Raw genomic sequence first — 18,306 nt, forward strand, 5'->3', positions numbered from 1 at the left:
GGGGCGGATCCGCCCGGGCCGTTCGCGTACCCCGCATCTCGTGGATGCCTGCTCAGTGGATGCCGGTGAGGCTCCCCCACCCAGCGGACAGGCCCGCCTCGCTGCGGCGCTGCGGGACACCCCAGGGGTTGTCGTCGCGAAGCGGCAGGGGAAGCAGGGCCTCCGGCGCGTTCTGGTACGCGACGCCGCGGAGGAACCGCGTGATCGCCGCCGTGCCGACGCTCGTGGCATCGGTCGTCGTGGCCGGGAACGGCCCGCCGTGCTGCATCGCCGCAGTCACCGACACGCCCGTCGGCCATCCGCCGAAGAGTACCCGGCCGCTCGTGTCGGCGAGGGCGTCGACGAGCTCGCGGAGTTCGCTCGTCTCCTCGTCGGTGGCGTGCAGGGTCGAGGTCAGGTTGCCGGGGAACAGCTCACGATGGAGATCGGGCAGCGCAGCGGCATCCGAGTACCGGACGATCACCGACAGCGGACCGAACGATTCCTCGAGGAGCGCATCGGGCTGTGCTCGCAACTGCTCGATCGACACCTCGACGACGGTCGGCGTCGCGAAGCGCTGCCCGTCGTCGTCGACCCGCACCTCGCCCGTGGCGAGCACCGTGACCCCGTCGGCGCCGAGCACGGCGCTGCGGCGCTCCTCGAACGCCCGACCGATGCCCGGATTCAGGAGGCGGTGCTCGCCGACCGCGGCGGCGGCCTCGGTGAGCTCGCCGAGCTCGGCGCCGGCCGGCACGAAGAGGAAGCCCGGCTTCGTGCAGAGCTGTCCGGCCGAGCCCGCGACGGAGGCCAGGAACCCCTGCAGCAGCTCGGGCTCGGCGGCGACGGCGCCCGGCGTCGCGTAGACGGGGTTCACGCTGCCGAGCTCTCCGTAGAAGGGGATCGGCCGCGGCCGGGTCGCCGCGATGTCGGCGAGCAGCCGGCCGACATGCGTCGAGCCGGTGAACGCGCCCGCGCGGATGCGGTCGTCCTTCAGGAGGGCGACGCCGTTCTGCTGACCCTCGATGAGCTGGAAGACGCCGTCGGGCATGCCCGCAGCGGCGAGCGCCTCGACGACGACCTCGGCGGTGCGGCGGGACAGCTCGAGATGACCCGAGTGCGCCTTGACGATGACGGGGCAGCCTGCGGCGAGGGCCGCCGCCGAGTCGCCGCCCGCGACCGAGAACGCGAACGGGAAGTTCGACGCCGCGAAGTTCAGCACGGGTCCGACCGGCTCGAGCACGCGCCGCACGTCGGGCCGCGGACCGATGACGTACTCGGGGTCGGCCGCGTCGATGCGCGCGTCGAGGTAGGCGCCGTCGACGATCGCCTCGGCGAAGAGACGGAGCTGGTTCGAGGTGCGCCGCACCTCGCCGATGAGGCGCGGCGCGGCGAGGCCGGTCTCGCGCATCGCGATCGCGATGAGTTCGGCGGCGTTGCGGTCGAGGGCGTCGCCCACGGCGACGAGGGCCGCTGCGCGAGCGCGCGGTTCGGTCGCGGCGAAGGCGCGTGCGACCGCGGCGGCCCGTTCGGCGACGTGGTCGAGGGAATCGTCGTCGATGGTCATGGATGCCTCCAGGTTCGTGTGCGGGAATGGCCGCCGGGTGCGCGGTTCGAGCGGAGGTGCGCCGTTCCGACGGCGTCGACGACGCGGAAGCGGCGCACCCGGCGGGGTGGTCAGAAGACGAAGCCCTCGGGGAACGGGTCGTCGTCGTCGAGGAAGTACTGGCCGAGCCCCGTGACCCACGCCCGGCCGGTGATCGTCGGAACCACGGCGGGCACGCTGCCGACGACGGTCTCGCGCAGCAGGCGCCCGGTGAACTCGGTGCCGATGAACGACTCGTTGACGAAGTCCGTGTCGAGGGCGAGCTCTCCGCGCGCGTGCAGCTCGGCCATGCGCGCCGAGGTGCCGGTGCCGCACGGCGAGCGGTCGAACCAGCCCGGATGGATCGCCATCGCGTGCCGCGACCGCACCGCGTCGGAACCGGGCGCGATGAACTCGACGTGATGCACGTGGTCGGCCCCGTCGAGCTCCGGATGCCGCGGCGGAGCCTCGGTGTTGATCGCCTGCATGATCGCGAGCCCCGCTGCGACGATGTCGTCCTTCCGGGCGCGATCGAACGGCAGTCCGACGTCGTCGAGCTCGACGAGCGCGTAGAAGTTGCCGCCGAAGGCGACGGAGTAGGGCACGGTGCCGAAGCCGGGCACCTCGATCGAGGCATCCAGTCGCTCGACGAAGCTCGGCACGTTCTCGATCGTGACGTGCACGGCGCGGCCGCCCTCCACCGCGACCCGGGCGATGACGAGCCCGGCGGGCACGTCGAGCCGGATCTCGGTCACGGGCTCGACCACCTCGACCATGCCCGTCTCGACGAGCACCGTCGCGACGCCGATCGTGCCGTGGCCGCACATCGGCAGGAATCCGCTCGCCTCGATGAACACGACACCCCAGTCGGCGTCGTCGCGCGCGGCCGGCTGCAGGAGCGCCCCCGACATCGAGGCGTGGCCGCGCGGCTCGTTCATGAGCAGGCCGCGCAGCCCGTCGAGGTGCTCCATGGCGTAGATTCGCCGGTCGTTCATGGTGGCGCCGGGGATCCGGCCGACGCCGCCGGTGACGACGCGGGTCGGCATGCCCTCGGTGTGCGAGTCGACGGCCGAGATGACCCGACGCCCACGCATCAGCGGGCCGCCGTCGAAGTCTGCGGCGAACGACGGCCTCGATACAGCGCCGATGACGACCCACGCATCAGCGGGCCGCCAGTGCCGCGAGTGCCCGCTCAGTGTCGATCGTGACCTGGGCGCGCTGCTCATCGCTCAACGGGCCCCGCGGCGGACGCGTCGGTCCGCCGTAGGAGTTGCCGCAGACATCCATCGAGAGCTTGATCGCCTGCACGAACTCGGTGCGCGAGTCCCAGCGGAACACCGCGACGAGCTGCGTGTAGAGCTCGCGCGCCTCGTGCCACTTGCCCTCGACGAGCAGGTTGTAGAGCTCGACCGCCTCCTTCGGGAACGCATTCGGGTACCCCGCGAACCACCCGACGGCGCCGTTCACCATGAGCTCGAACAGCACGTCGTCGGCACCGGCGATGATGTCGATGTCGCAGAGTTCCTTGATCTCGTAGACCCGGCGCACATCGCCCGAGAACTCCTTGATCGCGACGACCTCGGGAATCTCCGCGAGCTTCGCCACGAGCGACGGCACGAGGTCGACCTTCGTGTCGAAGGGGTTGTTGTACGCCATGATCGGCAGCCCGACCTTGGCGACCTCCTCGTAGTGCGCGATGACCTCGCCCTCGTTGGCGCGGTAGACCGTGGGCGGCAGCAGCAGCACGCCGTCGGCGCCGTCCTCGCGGGCCCACTCGGCCCACTTGCGCGCCTGGTGGCTGCCGACACCGTGGGCGCCGGCGATGACGATGCCCCGGCCGTCGACGGCCTCGACGGCGACCTGGATCACCTTGCGCCGCTCCTCGTCGGTGAGCGAGGAGTACTCGCCGAGCGAGCCGTTCGGGCCGACGCCGCGGCATCCGTTGCTCATCAGGAAGTCGACGTGCTCGGCGAACTTGTCGTAGTCCACCGCGAGCCCGGCGGGCGCCGAGTCGTCTGCGGTGAAGGCGAGCGTCGTGGCGACGACGACGCCGCCGAGGTCCATGGTGCTGGTCATCTGATCTTCCGTTCTCTGGTCCGCTGGTCGCGGATCGGTAATATGTGACATATTACTCTGCTCCATCGGCGGTGGCAACCGTCGATTCGCCGATGTCGGGGTGCAGGGTCCCGGCCGCGACGACGCCGCTCTCCCGCGTGAGCGCCGCCACCTCGCCGAGCCGTACCGGTGCGAGCACCGGCCGACGGTCGAATCCCTCGGGCGCCCCGCCGGCGTCCGCCACGATCGCTTCGACCGCCCGGCCGCACGTGCGCCCCTGGCAGGCGCCCAGCCCGGCCCGCGTCGCGAGCTTCATGGCCCGGAGCGGCGCATCCGCCCGGTCGGCGATCGCTCGGCGCGTGACGTTCTCGCACCGGCACACGACGGTGTCGTCGGCGAGCCACGACGTCCAGCCGGGCCGGATGCCGTGCGCGCGCTCGAGTCGCGCCGCGAAGGCGCGCATGCGTCGACGCACGGCGAGCGGACCGCGGATGCGGTCGTCGTCGAGTGAGCCGCCGGCGGCCATGAAGCCCGCCACGGCGCCTTCGGCGAGCGCGGAGTCTGCACCGCCGATGCCGGTGATCTCCCCGGCCGCGTACACGCCGGGCACGCTCGTGCACTGCGCCTCGTCGACCACGACGAAGCGGCCGCGGCGATCGCCCTCGATCACGGCGCCGAGCGCGATCGGCACCTCGAGGCGCGGCGTGAACCCGTGCCCGAGCGCCACGGCGTCGCACGCGACCTCCCGCTCGGTGCCGGCGATGGGGCGCCACTCGGCATCGAGCGCCGAGACGACGACGCCTTCGACCCGGTCGGTGCCGAGCACTCGCACGACGCCGCTGCCGACGCGGTACGGGATGCGGCGGCGGGCGAGGGCGCCCACGTACTCGACGAGTTCACCGGCCTTGCCCGCGAGCTGCCACGGCCGCGGCAGCCACCCCGACGCGAGCGCGCCGAAGCGGGATGCCTCGTGCACCCCGACGACCTCGGAACCGGCGATGGCGAGCGACTGCGCGACCGGCAGGAGGAAGGGACCCGCGCCGCTCACGACCGTGCGCCGGCCGACCGTTACGCCGTCGCGCTTCGCGAGCGCCTGGGCGGCGCCGGCGGTCGTGACGCCGGGAAGGGTCCACCCGGGAACCGGCAGGGCGAGATCGTGGGCGCCCGTCGCGACGACGACGGCGTCGGCCTCGATATCGAGCGCCGTGCGCCCCGCGGCATCCGCTCGGCCCACGACGGCACGCAGGCGCACGGTGCCATCGGATGCCTCGGCCGACCAGACGCTCGCCCCCGTGTGCACCTCGGCGCGGTCGAGCACTCCCCTGAGCCGCTCGAACCGCGCCCACCCGTGCTGGAGACGCCGATCGGTGAGCTGTTCGTGGTGCCGCCAGTACTGGCCGCCGAGTCGGCCGCCCTCGTCGAGCAGCGTGACGTGCGCTCCCGCGGCGAGCGCGGCCTGTGCCGCGGCGAGCCCGGCGGGGCCGCCGCCGAGGATCGCGACGCGCCGCACTCCGGCCGCGCCGGTCGCGCGCGTCACGCGCGCACCTCGCGCTCCACCCGGTCGCCGTCGACGGCCTCGCGCTGGCACGCGCGCACGCCCTCGACGTCGTTCACGGTCACGAGGCAGTCGTGGCAGACTCCGATGCCGCAGAAGACGCCGCGGTCGCCGGTCTGCGCCGTGCGCCATGCCGTGCGACCGGCGCCGATGAGCACGCCGGCGATGGTCTGGCCGTCACGCCCCTCGATGGCCTCGTCGTCGACGGTGATGCGGATCATGCGGTCTCCTGCAGGCTGGCCCGGCCCGGCAGGAACGGGGTCGGGTCGAGGTCGGTCGGTGCGCCGAGCACGGCGTGCGCGACGAGTTCGGCGGTGGCGGGGGCGAGTCCGATGCCGGCGCCCTCATGGCCGGCCGCGTGCACGAGTCCCGCGATGTCGGGGTCGGCGCCGATGACCGGCAGGTGGTCGGGAGCGTACGGGCGGAAGCCGAAGTAGCTGCGGAGCAGCGTGGTCTCCTCGAGGAAGGGGAACAGCCGCACCGCCTTCGCCGCGATCGCTGCTGCCGGGGCGACGCCCGGCCGGTCGTCGAACCCGACGCGTTCACGGCTCGAGCCGATCAGCACCGTGCCGCCCGGGGTCGACTCCACGACGGTCGAGGTCTGCAGGGCCGCATCGCCCGAGCCGACGGCACCCACGTAGTCGCTGTCGTAGACCTTGTGGAACACGCGCTGCGGCATCGGCGTCGTCACGAGGATCACACCGCGTCGCGGCCGGATGTCGAGGCGGGCGCCGAGGCGCGCCGCGACCTCGCCGGACCAGGGCCCCGCGCAGTTCACGACAGCATCGGCCGCGATCGGCCCGGCCGTCGTCATCACGCCCGCGAGGCGCCCCGGCCGGCCGAGCGGGCCGGTCACCTCGCCGATCACGAGTCGGGCGCCGGCGCGGATCGCCGTGTCGAGCAGCGCCTGCGTCGCCGTCGACGGCTGGATCTGGGCGTCGTCGGGATAGTGCACGGCGTGCACGACCTCGGGAGACAGGAACGGCTCGGCCGCGGCGAGCGCCGCGACATCCATCGCCTCGGCGCGGATGCCGGTGACCCGCTGCGCCTCGGCGAACCGCTCGAGCGCCGCCTCACCGCCGTCGAATGCGACGACGATGCCGCCCTTCGCCTCGAACTCGGTCGCCGGCTGGCTCGGCGGCCGGTCGGCGTCGAGCCGCTCGGCGAGCACCCGCCACATCGCGTTCGAGGCGACCGCGAGGTCGGCCTCGGCTCCCGGGGCCTTGTCGCTGACGAGCAGATTGCCCTCGCAACGACTGGATGTCTCGCCGGCCACGCCGACCCGGTCGATCACGACGACGTCGGCGCCGCCCTCGACGAGCGCCAGCGCGCATGCGGCACCGACGATGCCCGAACCGATCACCGCGACTCGCACGATGCACCTCCTCCTCGTCGCCAGTCAACCACCGAGGTAGGCCTCGATGACACGTGGATCCTTCGCGAGATCGGCGGCCGGGCCCTCGAGCGTGGCACTGCCGGTCTCGACGACGTACGCCCGGTCGGCGATCTTCAGGGCTGCACGGGCGTTCTGCTCGACGAGCAGCACCGTCGTGCCCGCCGCGTTCACCGCGGCGATGATCTCCATGACCTGCTTCACGACGAGGGGCGCGAGGCCCATCGACGGCTCGTCGAGCAGCAGCAGCCTCGGCCCGCCGATCAGCGCCCGGCCGATCGCGACCATCTGCTGCTCGCCGCCCGAGAGGGTGCCGCCCTGCTGCGCGCGCCGCTCGGCGAGGCGCGGCATCATGGCGTAGACCTCGTCGAGCCGCGTCGCGATCGCCTTCTGGTCGCGCACCGTGTAGCCGCCGAGCAGGAGGTTCTCGTGCACCGTCATGGTCGAGAAGATCCGTCGCCCTTCGGGAACGTGGATGAGCCCCGCCGAGACGATGTCCCACGGCTTGGCCGTCGTGAGGTCCATCCCGTCCCAGGTCACCGAACCCGAGCGCGGGCGCACGAGGCCCGAGAGCATGTTCATGGTCGTCGACTTGCCGGCGCCGTTGTTGCCGAGCAGGCACACGATCTCGCCCTCGCCGACCGTGAAGCTGAGCTCGCGGAGCGCATGCACCCGGCCGTAGACGACGTCGGCGTCGCGTACCTCGAGCAGCGTCATGATGCGTCCTCGCTCTCGTCGACGCCGAGGTAGGCCTCGATCACGGCCGGGTCCCGCTTCACGACGTCGGGAGCCCCGTCGGCGATCTCCTTGCCGTAGTTCAGCACCACGATGCGTTCGGCGAGTTCCATGACGAGTCCCATGTCGTGTTCGATGAGCACCACGGCGACGCCGAGTCCCCTGATCTTGCGGATGAGTCGCATGAGCGCCTGCTTCTCGTTGAAGTTCAGGCCCGCGGCGGGTTCGTCGAGCAGCAGGAGCTTCGGGCTCGTGGCGAGCGCGCGCGCGATCTCGACCCTGCGCTGCTCGCCGTACGGCAATTGCGTGACGTAGAGCTGCTCGTCGTCCTCGAATCCGACGAAGTCGAGCCAGCCCCGAGCCTCGCGGACGCACGCCGCTTCGGCGCGACGGTAGCCGGGCGTGTGCAGCAGCGTCGCCCAGAACCCCTCGCGGAGATTCGCGTGCATCGCCGTCGTGACGTTCTCGAGCACCGACAGCTCGCGGAACAACCGGAGGTTCTGGAACGTGCGCGCCATCCCCCACTTCGTCACCCGTGACGGGAGCACCCGGTAGAAGCCGAAGCTCTGCAGGAGGTTCACGAGCCCGAGCCGACGCCAGATCGGGGGCACCGACCGCACGATCGCCTTGCCGTCGAAGACCACCGAGCCCGCCGTCGGCAGGTAGAAGCCCGAGATGCAGTTGAACGCACTCGTCTTGCCGGCGCCGTTCGGCCCGATGACCGCGAGGATCTCGCCCTCGCGCACCTCGAAGCTGAGTCTTTCGACGGCGGTCACGCCGCCGAACTGCAGCCGGAGGTCGCTCACCTCGAGCAGGGCGCTCATACGCGGTCTCCTTCGTGCGCATCGGTCGTGGGCGTGCCGTCGACCGACTCCATGACGCTCGCCGGCACGGCGGTCGCCTCGGTGAAGGCCGGGGGTGTCGGGCGGGTGCGCCGCAGCCACGGCAGCACGGCGGTGGCGGGCCAGAGCCCGGACGGACGGAACAGCATGACGACGACGAGCAGCACGCCGAAGATCAGGTAGCGCCACTCGGCGAAGTCGCGCAGCAGCTCGGGTGCGAGCGACACGAACAGCGCGCCGATGATGACCCCGGGGGTGGAGCCCATGCCGCCGAGCACCACGGCCATGAGGATCAGGGCCGAGTAGAGGAACTGGAAGCTGTTCGGGCTGATCGCCGAGAGGTGGGTCGCCATCAGCTGACCGGCCATGCCGGCCCAGACGGCACCGATGATGTAGGCCGAGATCTTGGCGATGTAGGTGTTGATGCCCATCGCCTCCGCGGCGTCCTCGTCGTCGCGCACGGCCTTCCAGGCACGACCGAGGCGTCCCTTCGCGAGTCGCCCGGCACCGATCACGCCGACGACGATCACGACGAGTGCGACGAAGTAGTAGAACACCACGCGCTCGGGGAACTCGATGCCGAACAGGTTGAACCCGTCGTCGAAGCTCCACGGTCCGAAGCTCCAGGTGGGGATCCCGTGGATGCCGGACGGACCGCCGGTGATCTTCAGGTTGTTGGCCGTGATGCGGATGATCTCGCCGAACCCGAGGGTCACGATCGCCAGGTAGTCGCTCCGGAGGCGCAGGGTCGGCGCACCGATGATGATGCCCGCCGTGATGCAGGCGACGATCGTCGCGATGAGCGCAGCCCACATCGGCCAGCCGAGCACCGTCGTGAAGATGCCCGAGATGTAGGCACCGACGGCGAAGAACGCGATGTAGCCGAGGTCGAGGAGCCCGGCGTAGCCGACCACCACGTTTAGGCCCATGCAGAGCATCACGTAGATGAGCGCACTCGTCGCGATCGACATCGTGTACCGGGAGGCGTCCATGAACGGCAGCACCGCCACCAGGATGACGACCACGAGGCCGAGCGCCCGCATGAATCCGCGCTGGGAGGTGAAGACGCCCTTCGGCGGCTGCGGCCGCTCGAACAGCGGCGCGGGGGCACGCAACGGCACGTGCTTCAGGGCGTGGTCCAGATCGCGCGCCATGTCACATCCTCTCCACGACGCGGGCGCCGAGCAGGCCCGTGGGTTTCAGCGTCAGGAACAGGATGAGGAACCCGAAGGCGAACACATCCCGCCATTCGCCGCCGAACCATGCCGAGCCGAACGACTCGAGCATGCCGAGCAGCACGCCGCCGAGCATGGCGCCGTACAGGTTGCCGATACCGCCGATGACGGCGGCGGTGAACGCCTTCAACCCGATGATGAAGCCCATCAGGAAGTCGATCGACCCGTAGTAGGCACCGGCCATCACGCCGGCGGCACCGGCGAGCGCGGATCCGATGAAGAACACCATCGCGATCACCCGGTCGACGTTGACGCCCATGAGCTGCGCGCCGGTCGGGTCGAGGGCGATGGCCCGCATCGCGCGGCCCTGGCGCGTGCGTTCCACGATGTGGGCGAGCACGAGCATGAGCACGGCGGCGATGACGACGAGCACGATCTGGGAGGCGGTGACACGCATGCCGAGCACGTCGAACCCGCTCGATTCCAGGCGGATCGGGAATGCCTCGGGGTTCGGACCGAAGATCTGGCGGACGCCGTACTCGAGCGTGAACGAGACGCCGATCGCCGTGATGAGCACCGCGAGCCGCGGGCTCCGGCGCAACGGCCGGTAGGCGATGCGTTCGATGCCGACGCCGATGAGGCCGGTGGTGACCATCGACAGCAGGAGCACCACGAGCAGCAGCGGGATCGAGGTCTCGTTCGAGATGCCGAACGCCGAGAGCGTGAAGAACCCGACGAAGGCGCCGAGCATGTAGATGTCGCCGTGCGCGAAGTTCAGGAGCTTGATGATCCCGTAGACCATGCTGTATCCGAGCGCGACGAGGGCGTAGAACGATCCGACGATGAGACCGTTCCAGATGAGCTGCATCATTGCAGAGGAATCCTTCCGACGAGTCGGGGCGGGGCCTCGGCCCCGCCCCCCTGCGTCAACCCTGCAGGTCGTCCTCGAGGACGAATGCGCCGGTCGCTGGGTCGATGGCGACGATCACGAACCCGCCGCCCGACAGGGTGTGGGTGTCGGTGAACGTGAGCGGCCCGGCGAAGGTGTCGAAGTCCTTCAGCCCCTCGAGCCCCGCCACCACGTTGTCGAACTCGGTGTCGCCGGCGTCCTCGATGGCCTGCGCCATCACGCGCACGGCGTCGTACGCCTGGGTCGAGTAGGGGCCGGGCGGGTTGCCGGCGAGCTCCTCGTAGTCGGCGATCCACTGGTCGGCGCCCTCGATCATGTCGGGCGTCTGCGTGAAGGTGCCCACGACGTTGTCGGTGTAGCCCTCGCCCGCGATCTCGGCGAACTTGGCGTCGACCGAGCCGTCGGCGACGAGGAACACGCCGTCGAACCCGGCGTCCTGCGACTGGCGGGCGATGAGTCCGCCCTCCTGGTAGTAGCCGGTCCAGTAGACGAGCGCGGGCTGCTCGGTCGCGAGCGTCGTCGCGACCGCGGAGTAGTCGTTCTCACCGGGGGTGACGGTCTCGCTCACGACGACGTCGAGCCCGGCGGCGGTGGCCTGTTCGGTGAACGCGCCGGCGAGGTCGGCCGAGTAGCTCGTCGCGTCGTCGACGACGGCGACGTTCGTCGCGCCGATCTGCTTCGCGTAGGTCACGGCGGCTTCGGCCTGCTGGTCGCCGGTGCCGTTGATGAGGAAGACGCCGGGCAGGCCCTGGTCGACGAGTTCGTTCGAGTTCGCGGCGGGAATCACCATCGGGATGCCGGCCTCGTCGAAGATCGGCAGCGTCGGGAGCGTGGCGCCCGAGCAGTAGCCGCCGACCGAGGCGACGATGCCGTCGGTGACGAGCTTGTTGGCGCCAGAGACCGCGGTCGTGGCGTCGCACGCGTCGTCCTCGACGAGGAGCTCGAGGTCGCGGCCGAGCACGCCGCCGTCGGCGTTGATCTCGTTCACGGCGAGCTGCGCGCCGTTCTGCATGTACTCGCCGAACGCCGACTCGCTGCCCGAGAAGGGCGCGAGCATGCCGATCTTGATGGGTCCGTCGTCGGCGGCTTCCGACCCTCCGCCGGCGAGGCCGCTCGAGCAACCCGCGGTCAGTGCGAGGACGCCTGCTGCGGCGGCGACGTGGAGGAGGCGCTTGCGGCGCCGGGATCCGAACTGCATGTGACTCTCCTTCGAGTACGACAGTGCCTCATCGCCGGATGGCGATATGTGACATATTACTGCCACGCACGCTGCGCGCAAGCCGGTTCGCCACGGACGACGCGGAGCCGGACCTCAGTCCTCGTGCTCGCCGCTCCAGATGCCGCCGACATGCCCGATATGGCGTCGCATCAGCTCGGTCGCGGCATCGCCCTCGCCGTCGATCAGGAGCTGCACGAGCTCGGCGTGCTCGAGTGCCGATTCGGTCAGGGCACCCGTCTCCGCGAGCTCCACGAGCCCGGTCAACCGCGTCTGCTGGCGCAGCTCGCCGACGAGCGACACGAGGAACTGGTTGCCGGTCAGCTCGAGCAGGGTCATGTGGAAGGCCGTGTCGGCCTCGAGGTAGTCCTGGAACCGGCCCTCATCGCCCGCGCGCACGATCTCGGCGGCGAGTTCCCGCAGCCGCCCGGCCGCAGCGTCGGACACATGCCCGGCGAGCTGGCGCATCGGCGGCACCTCGAGCAGCAGTCGCACCTCGCGGAGCTGGCGGAGCTCGTCGAGCGACACCTCGGTGACCCGGAATCCCCGGTTGCGCATGGGGGCGAGGAATCCGCGGCGGGCGAGGTTCAGCATCGCCTCGCGCACCGGGGTCGCGCTGACGCCGAACTCGGCGGCCATCGTGGGAACGGTGAGCACCGCGCCGGGCTCGTACTCGCCCGCGACGATGCGCGACGACATCGCGCGCTCGACCTGCTCTCGCAGGCTCACGACCTCCGCCAGCAGCGACGAGTCATTCATAGCGGCTCCCCTGGTACGTCATGCACCACAGCGTAGTCGCGGGCGCCGCTGCAGATGGCGCCCTGTGACCCGCGTGCCGCAGCGCAGCAGGCCCTGCGTGTCATGATTGCCCTGCGCCGCGAGGCGCGGAACGGGGGTGGTCGCATGGCGATCGAGTTCGCACGATCGGCGCGATCCACCGTGGGGCTCGAGTGGGAGATCGCGATCGTCGATCGCACCACCGGAGAACTGGCCTCGGTGGCCGGCCAGGTGCTCGATGCGCTCGATGCGGGCAGCGAGGGCGAGCACCATCCGTTCATCACCTCCGAGCTCCTGACGAACACCGTCGAACTCGTGAGCGACGTGCACGAGACCGTCGCGCGCGCCGTCGCCGACCTCGAGCACCAGCTCGCCGAAGTGCGCGCCGTCATCGACGGGATCGGCGAGTACGACCTCGTCTGCGCGGGCTCCCACCCGTTCAGCCAGTGGTATGACCAGCACCTCACCGACAAGCCGAGGTATCACAAGCTCATCGAGCGCACCCGCTGGTGGGGCCGCAACATGATGATCTGGGGCGTGCACGTGCACGTCGGCATCGAGGACCGCGACAAGGCGCTGCCGATCCTCGACGGCCTCCTCGCCTATCTCCCCCACCTGCAGGCGCTCTCGGCCTCGAGCCCGTTCTGGGCCGGCGTCGACACGGGCTACGCCTCCAACCGCGCCCTCATGTTCCAGCAGCTGCCGACGGCGGGGCTCCCCTATCCGCTCGCCGACTGGCCCGCCTACGAGCGCTACGTCGACGACCTCGTGCGCACGGGCGTGATCGACGACCACAGCGAGGTGCGCTGGGACATCCGGCCGTCACCGAAATGGGGCACGGTCGAGGTGCGCGTCTGCGACGGCCTCTCGACCGCCGCCGAGATCGCCGCGATCGGCGCCCTCGTGCAGTGCCTCGTGGAATGGATGAGCACGCGGCTCGACGAGGGCGGCACCCTCACGGTGCTCCAGCCCTGGTACGTGCGCGAGAACAAGTGGCGGGCTGCGCGGTACGGCCTCGAGGCCGAGGTGATCACGGATGTCGCGGGCACCGAGCGCCCGGTCGCCGACGACCTCCGCGAGCTGCTGACCACCCTGGCGCCGATCGCCGATCGCCTCGGCTGCGGCGCAGAGCTGCAGCAGGTGCGCGCCATGCTCGACTCCGGGGCGAGCTACGCCCGCCAACTCCGGGTCGCCGAGGCCGCAGGCGGCGACCTCAGGGCCGTGGTGGCCCACCTCGCCCGCGAGCTGCGCGACGGCATCGAGAACGAACCGCCCGCGGCATCCACCACCGCCTGACGCGACGACCGCCGACTAGCCCGGCAGGCGCCGTGTGCGGATCAGCTCGGCGTACCAGAGCGCACTGTCCTTCGGCAGGCGTTCGAAGGTGTCGTAGTCGACGCGCACGATGCCGAACCGCTTGGAGTAGCCGTAGCCCCACTCGAAGTTGTCCATGAGCGACCAGACCTGGTAGCCGCGCAGGTCGACGCCGCGCGCCATCGCCCGGTGCGCCGCGGTGAAGTGCCGGCGCAGGTAGTCGATGCGCTCGACGTCGTGCACCGCGGGCCCGTCGGGCCCCTCGACGACGATGTCGGGGAAGGCTGCGCCGTTCTCGGTCACCATGAGCGGCAGCTCGGGGTAGCGCTCGCTGAGCGAGACGAGCAGGTCTTCGAGACCCGAGGGGTCGATGTTCCACCCCATGTCGGTGTACGGGCCGGGCTGCACGAGGAACTCGACCTGCTCCGACCCGGGCCACGGCGTGCCGCCCATGTCCTTGTGGCCGTCGGCGCTCACGCGCGGCGACACGCCGTCCCACATGTCGACCGTCACGGTCGAGTAGTAGTTGACGCCGAGCAGGTCGATCGGCTGGGCGATCAGCTCGGTGTCGCCCGGCAGCACGAACGACCAGTCGGTCACCTCCGCGGTGTCGGCGATCACGTCGGCCGGGTAGCCGTCGCCGAGGAGCGGACCGAGGAACACCCGGTTCGCGAGGCCGTCGATGCGGCGGGCGGCCTCGGCGCCGCCGTCTCCGGACGGCCGGATGACGTGGAGGTTCAGCGTGATCGAGTAGCCGGGGTCGTTCGTGACGACCTCGCGGAGGGCGGCGATCGCGAGCCCGTGCGCGAGGTTCAGGTGATGCACCGCGGCGAGCGCCTTCGCACCGTCCATGAGACCGGGGGCGTGCGCGCCCGATCCGTAGCCGAGGTACGCGCTGCACCACGGCTCGTTGAGGGTCGTCCACACGGCCACGCGGTCGCCGAGCCGCTCGCCGACGATGCGGGCGTAGTCGGCGAAGGCGAACGCGGTGGCGCGGTTCGCCCAGCCGCCCTCGTCTTCGAGCGCCTGCGGCAGGTCCCAGTGGTAGAGCGTCGCGATCGGGCGAATGCCGCGGGCGATGAGCCCGTCGACGAGGCGCTCGTAGAACGCGAGGCCCGCCTCGTTGGCTTCGCCGCGACCGGTCGGCTGGATGCGCGGCCAGGCGATCGAGAACCGGTACGCCTCGAGGCCGAGCCGCACCATGAGGTCGAGGTCCTCCTCGAGGCGGTGGTAGTGGTCGCAGGCGGTGTCGCCGGTGTCGCCGTTCCAGACCTTGCCCGGGGTGTGGCTGAAGGTGTCCCAGATCGACGGACCCCGACCGTCTTCGTGCACCGCGCCCTCGATCTGATACGAGGCCGTGGCCGAACCGAAGAGGAAGTCCTCGCCGAACTCGAGGCCGGTGTCACGGTAGTCGGGGGTGCCGATCGCCATCGTCCAGTGCTCCATTTCCCCGCGGCCGGAACGCCGCGGATCTCACTGTACCGCGCCTCGCTTACTGCGTTGTAAGCAAATCCTCGGATGCCGCTCGCCGCCGCCGTTGCGCCGCTCCGGCATCGCCTAGGGTCGAGGAATGGAGACTCCGCCGATCCTCGAGACCGCATCCTTCCGAGCGGAGCTCCAGCCCGACCGGGGCACGAACGGCGGCTACTCCCTCGTCATCGACGACGTCACGCAATCGCACGTCAACCCCGACGACCCGCGCGACCTGCAGTTGCCCTATGTCCGCCGCATCGCCGCCGTGCTCGCCACGCTTCCGGGCGAGGCGCCCGCGGTGCTGCATCTCGGCGCGGGCGCCCTCACGCTCCCCCGGTACGTGCACGCCCTGCACCCCGCGAGCCGCCAGCGCGTCGTCGAGCTGTATCCGGAGCTGCTCGCGTACGTGACGCAGTACGTTCCGCTGCCCGCCGAGGCGCCGATCGAGCTCGCGATCGGCGACGCCCGCGCCGAGGTGCAGCGGCTCGTCGGCGACGGTGACGACCAGTGGGACCTCGTGCTCGTCGACGTGTTCTCGGGCGGCGCAGTGCCGCGCCACGTCACGACGATCGAGTTCTTCACCGAACTCGTCTCGCTCCTCGCACCCGGCGGCGTGGTGATCGTCAACTGCCTGAACGGGGCGGAGCCGCGCGTGACTGGCGACACGCTCGCCGCAGTGCTCGACCTGCTCCCCCAGGTGCTCGTCATCGGCTCGGAGGCCGTGCTGAGGCGGGTGGCCCCCGGCAACACGATCATCGTGGCGTCGCGGCATCCGCTCGACCCCGAATCGGTCGAGCAGTGGCTCTCGACCGACCCGCTGTCGGTCTCGACCGGCGCGACCGTCGTCGACGGCCCCGCCCTCGAAGAGCTCGCGGGGACCGTGCGGCACGACGCCTAGCCGGAAATCGGAGCGAAGCTCTCCGCTCGCGGTCCACGAACGAGATCCGCGGTCCGCGGTCCGCGGTCCGCAACGACTCTGCCTCGATCAGCGGGCTGGGCGTCTCGACCGGTCTTCGCGGAGCACGGCCGCGAGCTTGACCCGGTAGACCGCGAGCACTGCGAAGAGCGCGCTCAGGTCGACCTTCTCGGAGGTCGGATCCTCGAGCTCCTTGAGCCGGATCGGACGGATCCTCGCGACCTCGGCGACCTGCTTGTGCGTCGCAGTGCCGCGGCTCTTGACGAGGAAGTCCGCCAGGGCCGTCCGGTCGCCGAGGACGCGATGCGTCTCGGTCGCAAGGTCGATGCGACTGTGGCCGATGTGGAGGTGGCCGCAGTGCTGGCAGGTGTACCAGCTCGTCGACGAGTCCTCACGGAGCTTGCCCGGGATCTCCGTCTCGCTCCGATACCGGCGCTTGAACTCCCACCGGCCGCCCCTCTCGGTCTTGCACTCGCGAGGCGCGTTCGCAGCATCGAGCACCAGTTCCGCCATTCCCGCACACCGAGGCGTGCAGTACAGGCCCTGGTAGACCGGAACCCCGGGACCGCCGAGCTTCTGGGCGCACTTCCGGCAGCGCTGCCGCTCGGGGAAGAGCTTCTCCTGAACCACGGCCGGAGCTAGCGGCGCAGCATCTTCTGCAGGGCGGCGAGCTCTTCCTCGCTCGGTGCGGCCTTCGCCCCGCCGCCGCCCAGGCCGAAGCCCGAACCGGTCGGCGCAGCCGCGGCGCCGGGCGTCGCGCCCGAGGCGATCGCCGCATTCTCGGCGGCGCGCTTCGCGGGGTTGCCCGACCGCGACGAGTTCGACTTCTTGCCCTTGCCGCCCTGGCGCTTGCCGCCGCCGTGGCTGCCGCCGCCGGGAAGCGGGCCCATGCCGGGGATCTGGGGAACGCCGCCGCGGGCGACGGTCTTCATCATCTTCGCGGCCTGCTCGAACCGCGCGACGAGCTGGTTCACGTCGGTGACGGTCATGCCCGAGCCCTTGGCGATGCGGAGGCGTCGCGAGCCGTTCAGGAGCTTCGTGTTCTCGCGCTCGGCGGGAGTCATCGACTGGATGATCGCCTCGGTGCGCACGATTTCGCGCTCGTCGAAGTTCTCGAGCTGCTGCTTCATGCCGCCCGCGCCCGGCAGCATGCCGAGCATCTTCTTGATCGAGCCGGCGCCGCGCAGCTGCTGCATCTGGCCGAGGAAGTCGTTCAGGGTGAAGGAGTCGGTCGCGAACTTCTCGGCGACCTTCATCGCCTCTTCCTCGTCGAACGCCGACTGCGCCTGCTCGATCAGGGTGAGGATGTCACCGAGGTCGAGGATGCGGCTCGCCATGCGGTCGGGGTGGAACGGCTCGAAGTCGTCGAGGCCCTCACCGGTCGACGCGAAGATGATGGGGCGACCGGTGACGGAGGCCACGCTGAGCGCGGCACCACCGCGCGCGTCGCCGTCGAGCTTGGTGAGCACGACGCCCGTGAAGTCGACGCCCTCCTGGAAGGCCTTCGCGGTGTTGACGGCGTCTTGGCCGATCATCGCGTCGATGACGAAGAGCACCTCGTCGGGGTTCGTCGCCTTGCGGATGTTCGACGCCTGCTTCATGAGCTCGGCGTCGACGCCGAGACGACCGGCGGTGTCGATGATGACGACGTCGTGCAGCGCGCGCTCGGCGTGCTTCACCGCGTCCTTCGCGACCTTGACCGGGTCGCCCGTGCCGTTGCCGGGCTCGGGGGCGAAGACCGGCACACCGGCCTGGCCGCCGACGACCTGCAGCTGGTTCACGGCGTTCGGGCGCTGGAGGTCGGCCGCGACGAGCAGGGGCGTGTGCCCCTCCTTCGCGAGCCACTTCGCGAGCTTGCCCGCGAGCGTGGTCTTACCGGCACCCTGGAGGCCCGCGAGCATGATGACCGTCGGCGGGTTCTTCGCGAACTGCAGGCGCCGCTGCTCGCCGCCGAGGATGCGGATGAGCTCCTCGTTGACGATCTGCACGACCTGCTGGGCCGGGTTCAGCGCCTTGTTGACCTCGTCGCCGAGCGCGCGCTCGCGCACGTGCGCCGTGAACTCCTTGACGACGTCGAGCGAGACGTCGGCGTCGAGCAGCGCGCGACGGATCTCGCGAACGGTGCCGTCGACGTCGGACGCGGAGAGCTTGCCCTTGGTGCGGAGATTCTTGAAGGTCTCGGCGAGGCGGTCAGACAGGTTTCCGAAGGTAGCCATGGTTCGCCAAGTCTAATTGAGGTCGGATGCCGCCTCTGCCGCGTTGCTCGCGATGCCGCGGTCCCCCCGTCACACCGCCCGAAACGAGGAGATATGCGATTCCGAGGGCCGATCAGGCCTCGCGCGTCCTCGGAATCGCCGATCTCCGCTTCTCGGCGGAGCCGGCGC

The 18,306-nt window shown here is 70.8% G+C and carries 16 protein-coding genes and 1 pseudogene; 2 read left to right on the forward strand and 15 right to left on the reverse strand.

The annotated features are described in order from the left end of the window. Positions 1-52: 52 nt before the first annotated feature. The 12 genes and pseudogenes from ACFTQE_RS16845 to ACFTQE_RS16900 all read right to left on the reverse strand — a co-directional run. Positions 53-1,567: pseudogene (locus ACFTQE_RS16845) on the reverse strand (aldehyde dehydrogenase (NADP(+))); the annotation flags it as partial. An 86-nt stretch (positions 1,568-1,653) separates the two neighbouring features. Continuing rightward, positions 1,654-2,655 carry a proline racemase family protein gene (locus ACFTQE_RS16850; RefSeq protein ID WP_376926153.1) on the reverse strand — a complete coding sequence of 334 codons (1,002 nt, stop codon included), beginning with the start codon at positions 2,653-2,655 and terminating at the stop codon, positions 1,654-1,656. Between the two features lie 67 nt (positions 2,656-2,722). Further along, positions 2,723-3,637 carry a dihydrodipicolinate synthase family protein gene (locus tag ACFTQE_RS16855; RefSeq protein ID WP_376926154.1) on the reverse strand — a complete coding sequence of 305 codons (915 nt, stop codon included), beginning with the start codon at positions 3,635-3,637 and terminating at the stop codon, positions 2,723-2,725. Between the two features lie 52 nt (positions 3,638-3,689). Continuing rightward, positions 3,690-5,153 (reverse strand): FAD-dependent oxidoreductase, encoded by a 1,464-nt coding sequence (locus ACFTQE_RS16860; protein ID WP_376926155.1) that lies wholly within the window; start codon positions 5,151-5,153, stop codon positions 3,690-3,692. Beyond that, the gene (locus tag ACFTQE_RS16865; protein ID WP_115957588.1) at positions 5,150-5,392 is read right to left on the reverse strand and encodes a (2Fe-2S)-binding protein; all 243 of its coding nucleotides are present in this window, start codon (positions 5,390-5,392) and stop codon (positions 5,150-5,152) included. Before ACFTQE_RS16865 ends, ACFTQE_RS16860 begins: the two co-directional genes overlap by 4 nt. Continuing rightward, a complete protein-coding gene (locus ACFTQE_RS16870; RefSeq protein WP_376926156.1) occupies positions 5,389-6,546 on the reverse strand; it encodes an NAD(P)/FAD-dependent oxidoreductase in 1,158 nt (385 codons plus the stop codon). Before ACFTQE_RS16870 ends, ACFTQE_RS16865 begins: the two co-directional genes overlap by 4 nt. 24 nt (positions 6,547-6,570) lie before the next feature. Then, entirely contained in the window at positions 6,571-7,281 is a 711-nt protein-coding gene (locus ACFTQE_RS16875) for an ABC transporter ATP-binding protein (protein ID WP_376926157.1), read from the reverse strand. Then, positions 7,278-8,123, reverse strand: coding sequence for an ABC transporter ATP-binding protein (locus ACFTQE_RS16880; protein ID WP_376926158.1), 846 nt, complete (start codon positions 8,121-8,123; stop codon positions 7,278-7,280). The genes ACFTQE_RS16875 and ACFTQE_RS16880 overlap by 4 nt, the downstream gene beginning before the upstream one ends. After that, positions 8,120-9,295, reverse strand: coding sequence for a branched-chain amino acid ABC transporter permease (locus tag ACFTQE_RS16885; protein ID WP_376926159.1), 1,176 nt, complete (start codon positions 9,293-9,295; stop codon positions 8,120-8,122). Before ACFTQE_RS16885 ends, ACFTQE_RS16880 begins: the two co-directional genes overlap by 4 nt. 1 nt (position 9,296) lies before the next feature. Continuing rightward, on the reverse strand, positions 9,297-10,187 hold the full coding sequence (locus ACFTQE_RS16890) for a branched-chain amino acid ABC transporter permease (RefSeq protein ID WP_056009660.1): 891 nt from the start codon (positions 10,185-10,187) through the stop codon (positions 9,297-9,299). Positions 10,188-10,242: 55 nt separating this feature from the next. Then, positions 10,243-11,424 carry a branched-chain amino acid ABC transporter substrate-binding protein gene (locus ACFTQE_RS16895; RefSeq protein ID WP_376926160.1) on the reverse strand — a complete coding sequence of 394 codons (1,182 nt, stop codon included), beginning with the start codon at positions 11,422-11,424 and terminating at the stop codon, positions 10,243-10,245. A gap of 114 nt (positions 11,425-11,538) precedes the next feature. Beyond that, positions 11,539-12,201, reverse strand: coding sequence for a GntR family transcriptional regulator (locus ACFTQE_RS16900; RefSeq protein WP_376926161.1), 663 nt, complete (start codon positions 12,199-12,201; stop codon positions 11,539-11,541). 144 nt (positions 12,202-12,345) lie between these two features. On the opposite strand from ACFTQE_RS16900, the gene ACFTQE_RS16905 reads away from it, so the two are divergent. Further along, on the forward strand, positions 12,346-13,515 hold the full coding sequence (locus tag ACFTQE_RS16905; RefSeq protein ID WP_376926162.1) for a glutamate--cysteine ligase: 1,170 nt from the start codon (positions 12,346-12,348) through the stop codon (positions 13,513-13,515). Between the two features lie 15 nt (positions 13,516-13,530). Here the strand turns inward: ACFTQE_RS16905 and ACFTQE_RS16910 are convergent, their stop codons facing one another. Then, positions 13,531-14,964, reverse strand: coding sequence for a GH1 family beta-glucosidase (locus ACFTQE_RS16910; RefSeq protein WP_376926163.1), 1,434 nt, complete (start codon positions 14,962-14,964; stop codon positions 13,531-13,533). A 139-nt stretch (positions 14,965-15,103) separates the two neighbouring features. On the opposite strand from ACFTQE_RS16910, the gene ACFTQE_RS16915 reads away from it, so the two are divergent. Then, positions 15,104-15,904, forward strand: a complete 801-nt coding sequence (locus tag ACFTQE_RS16915; RefSeq protein WP_376926164.1) for a spermidine synthase — start codon at positions 15,104-15,106, stop codon at positions 15,902-15,904. Between the two features lie 87 nt (positions 15,905-15,991). Here the strand turns inward: ACFTQE_RS16915 and ACFTQE_RS16920 are convergent, their stop codons facing one another. Next, positions 15,992-16,435: a hypothetical protein gene (locus ACFTQE_RS16920; RefSeq protein WP_376926165.1), complete on the reverse strand. Its 444-nt coding sequence runs from the start codon at positions 16,433-16,435 to the stop codon at positions 15,992-15,994. A 125-nt stretch (positions 16,436-16,560) separates the two neighbouring features. Then, positions 16,561-18,138: a signal recognition particle protein gene (ffh, locus tag ACFTQE_RS16925; RefSeq protein ID WP_376926166.1), complete on the reverse strand. Its 1,578-nt coding sequence runs from the start codon at positions 18,136-18,138 to the stop codon at positions 16,561-16,563. Positions 18,139-18,306 lie beyond the last annotated feature (168 nt).

The sequence above is a fragment of the Agromyces sp. NPDC056965 genome (genome assembly GCF_042673425.1).
Lineage (GTDB): Bacteria > Actinomycetota > Actinomycetes > Actinomycetales > Microbacteriaceae > Agromyces.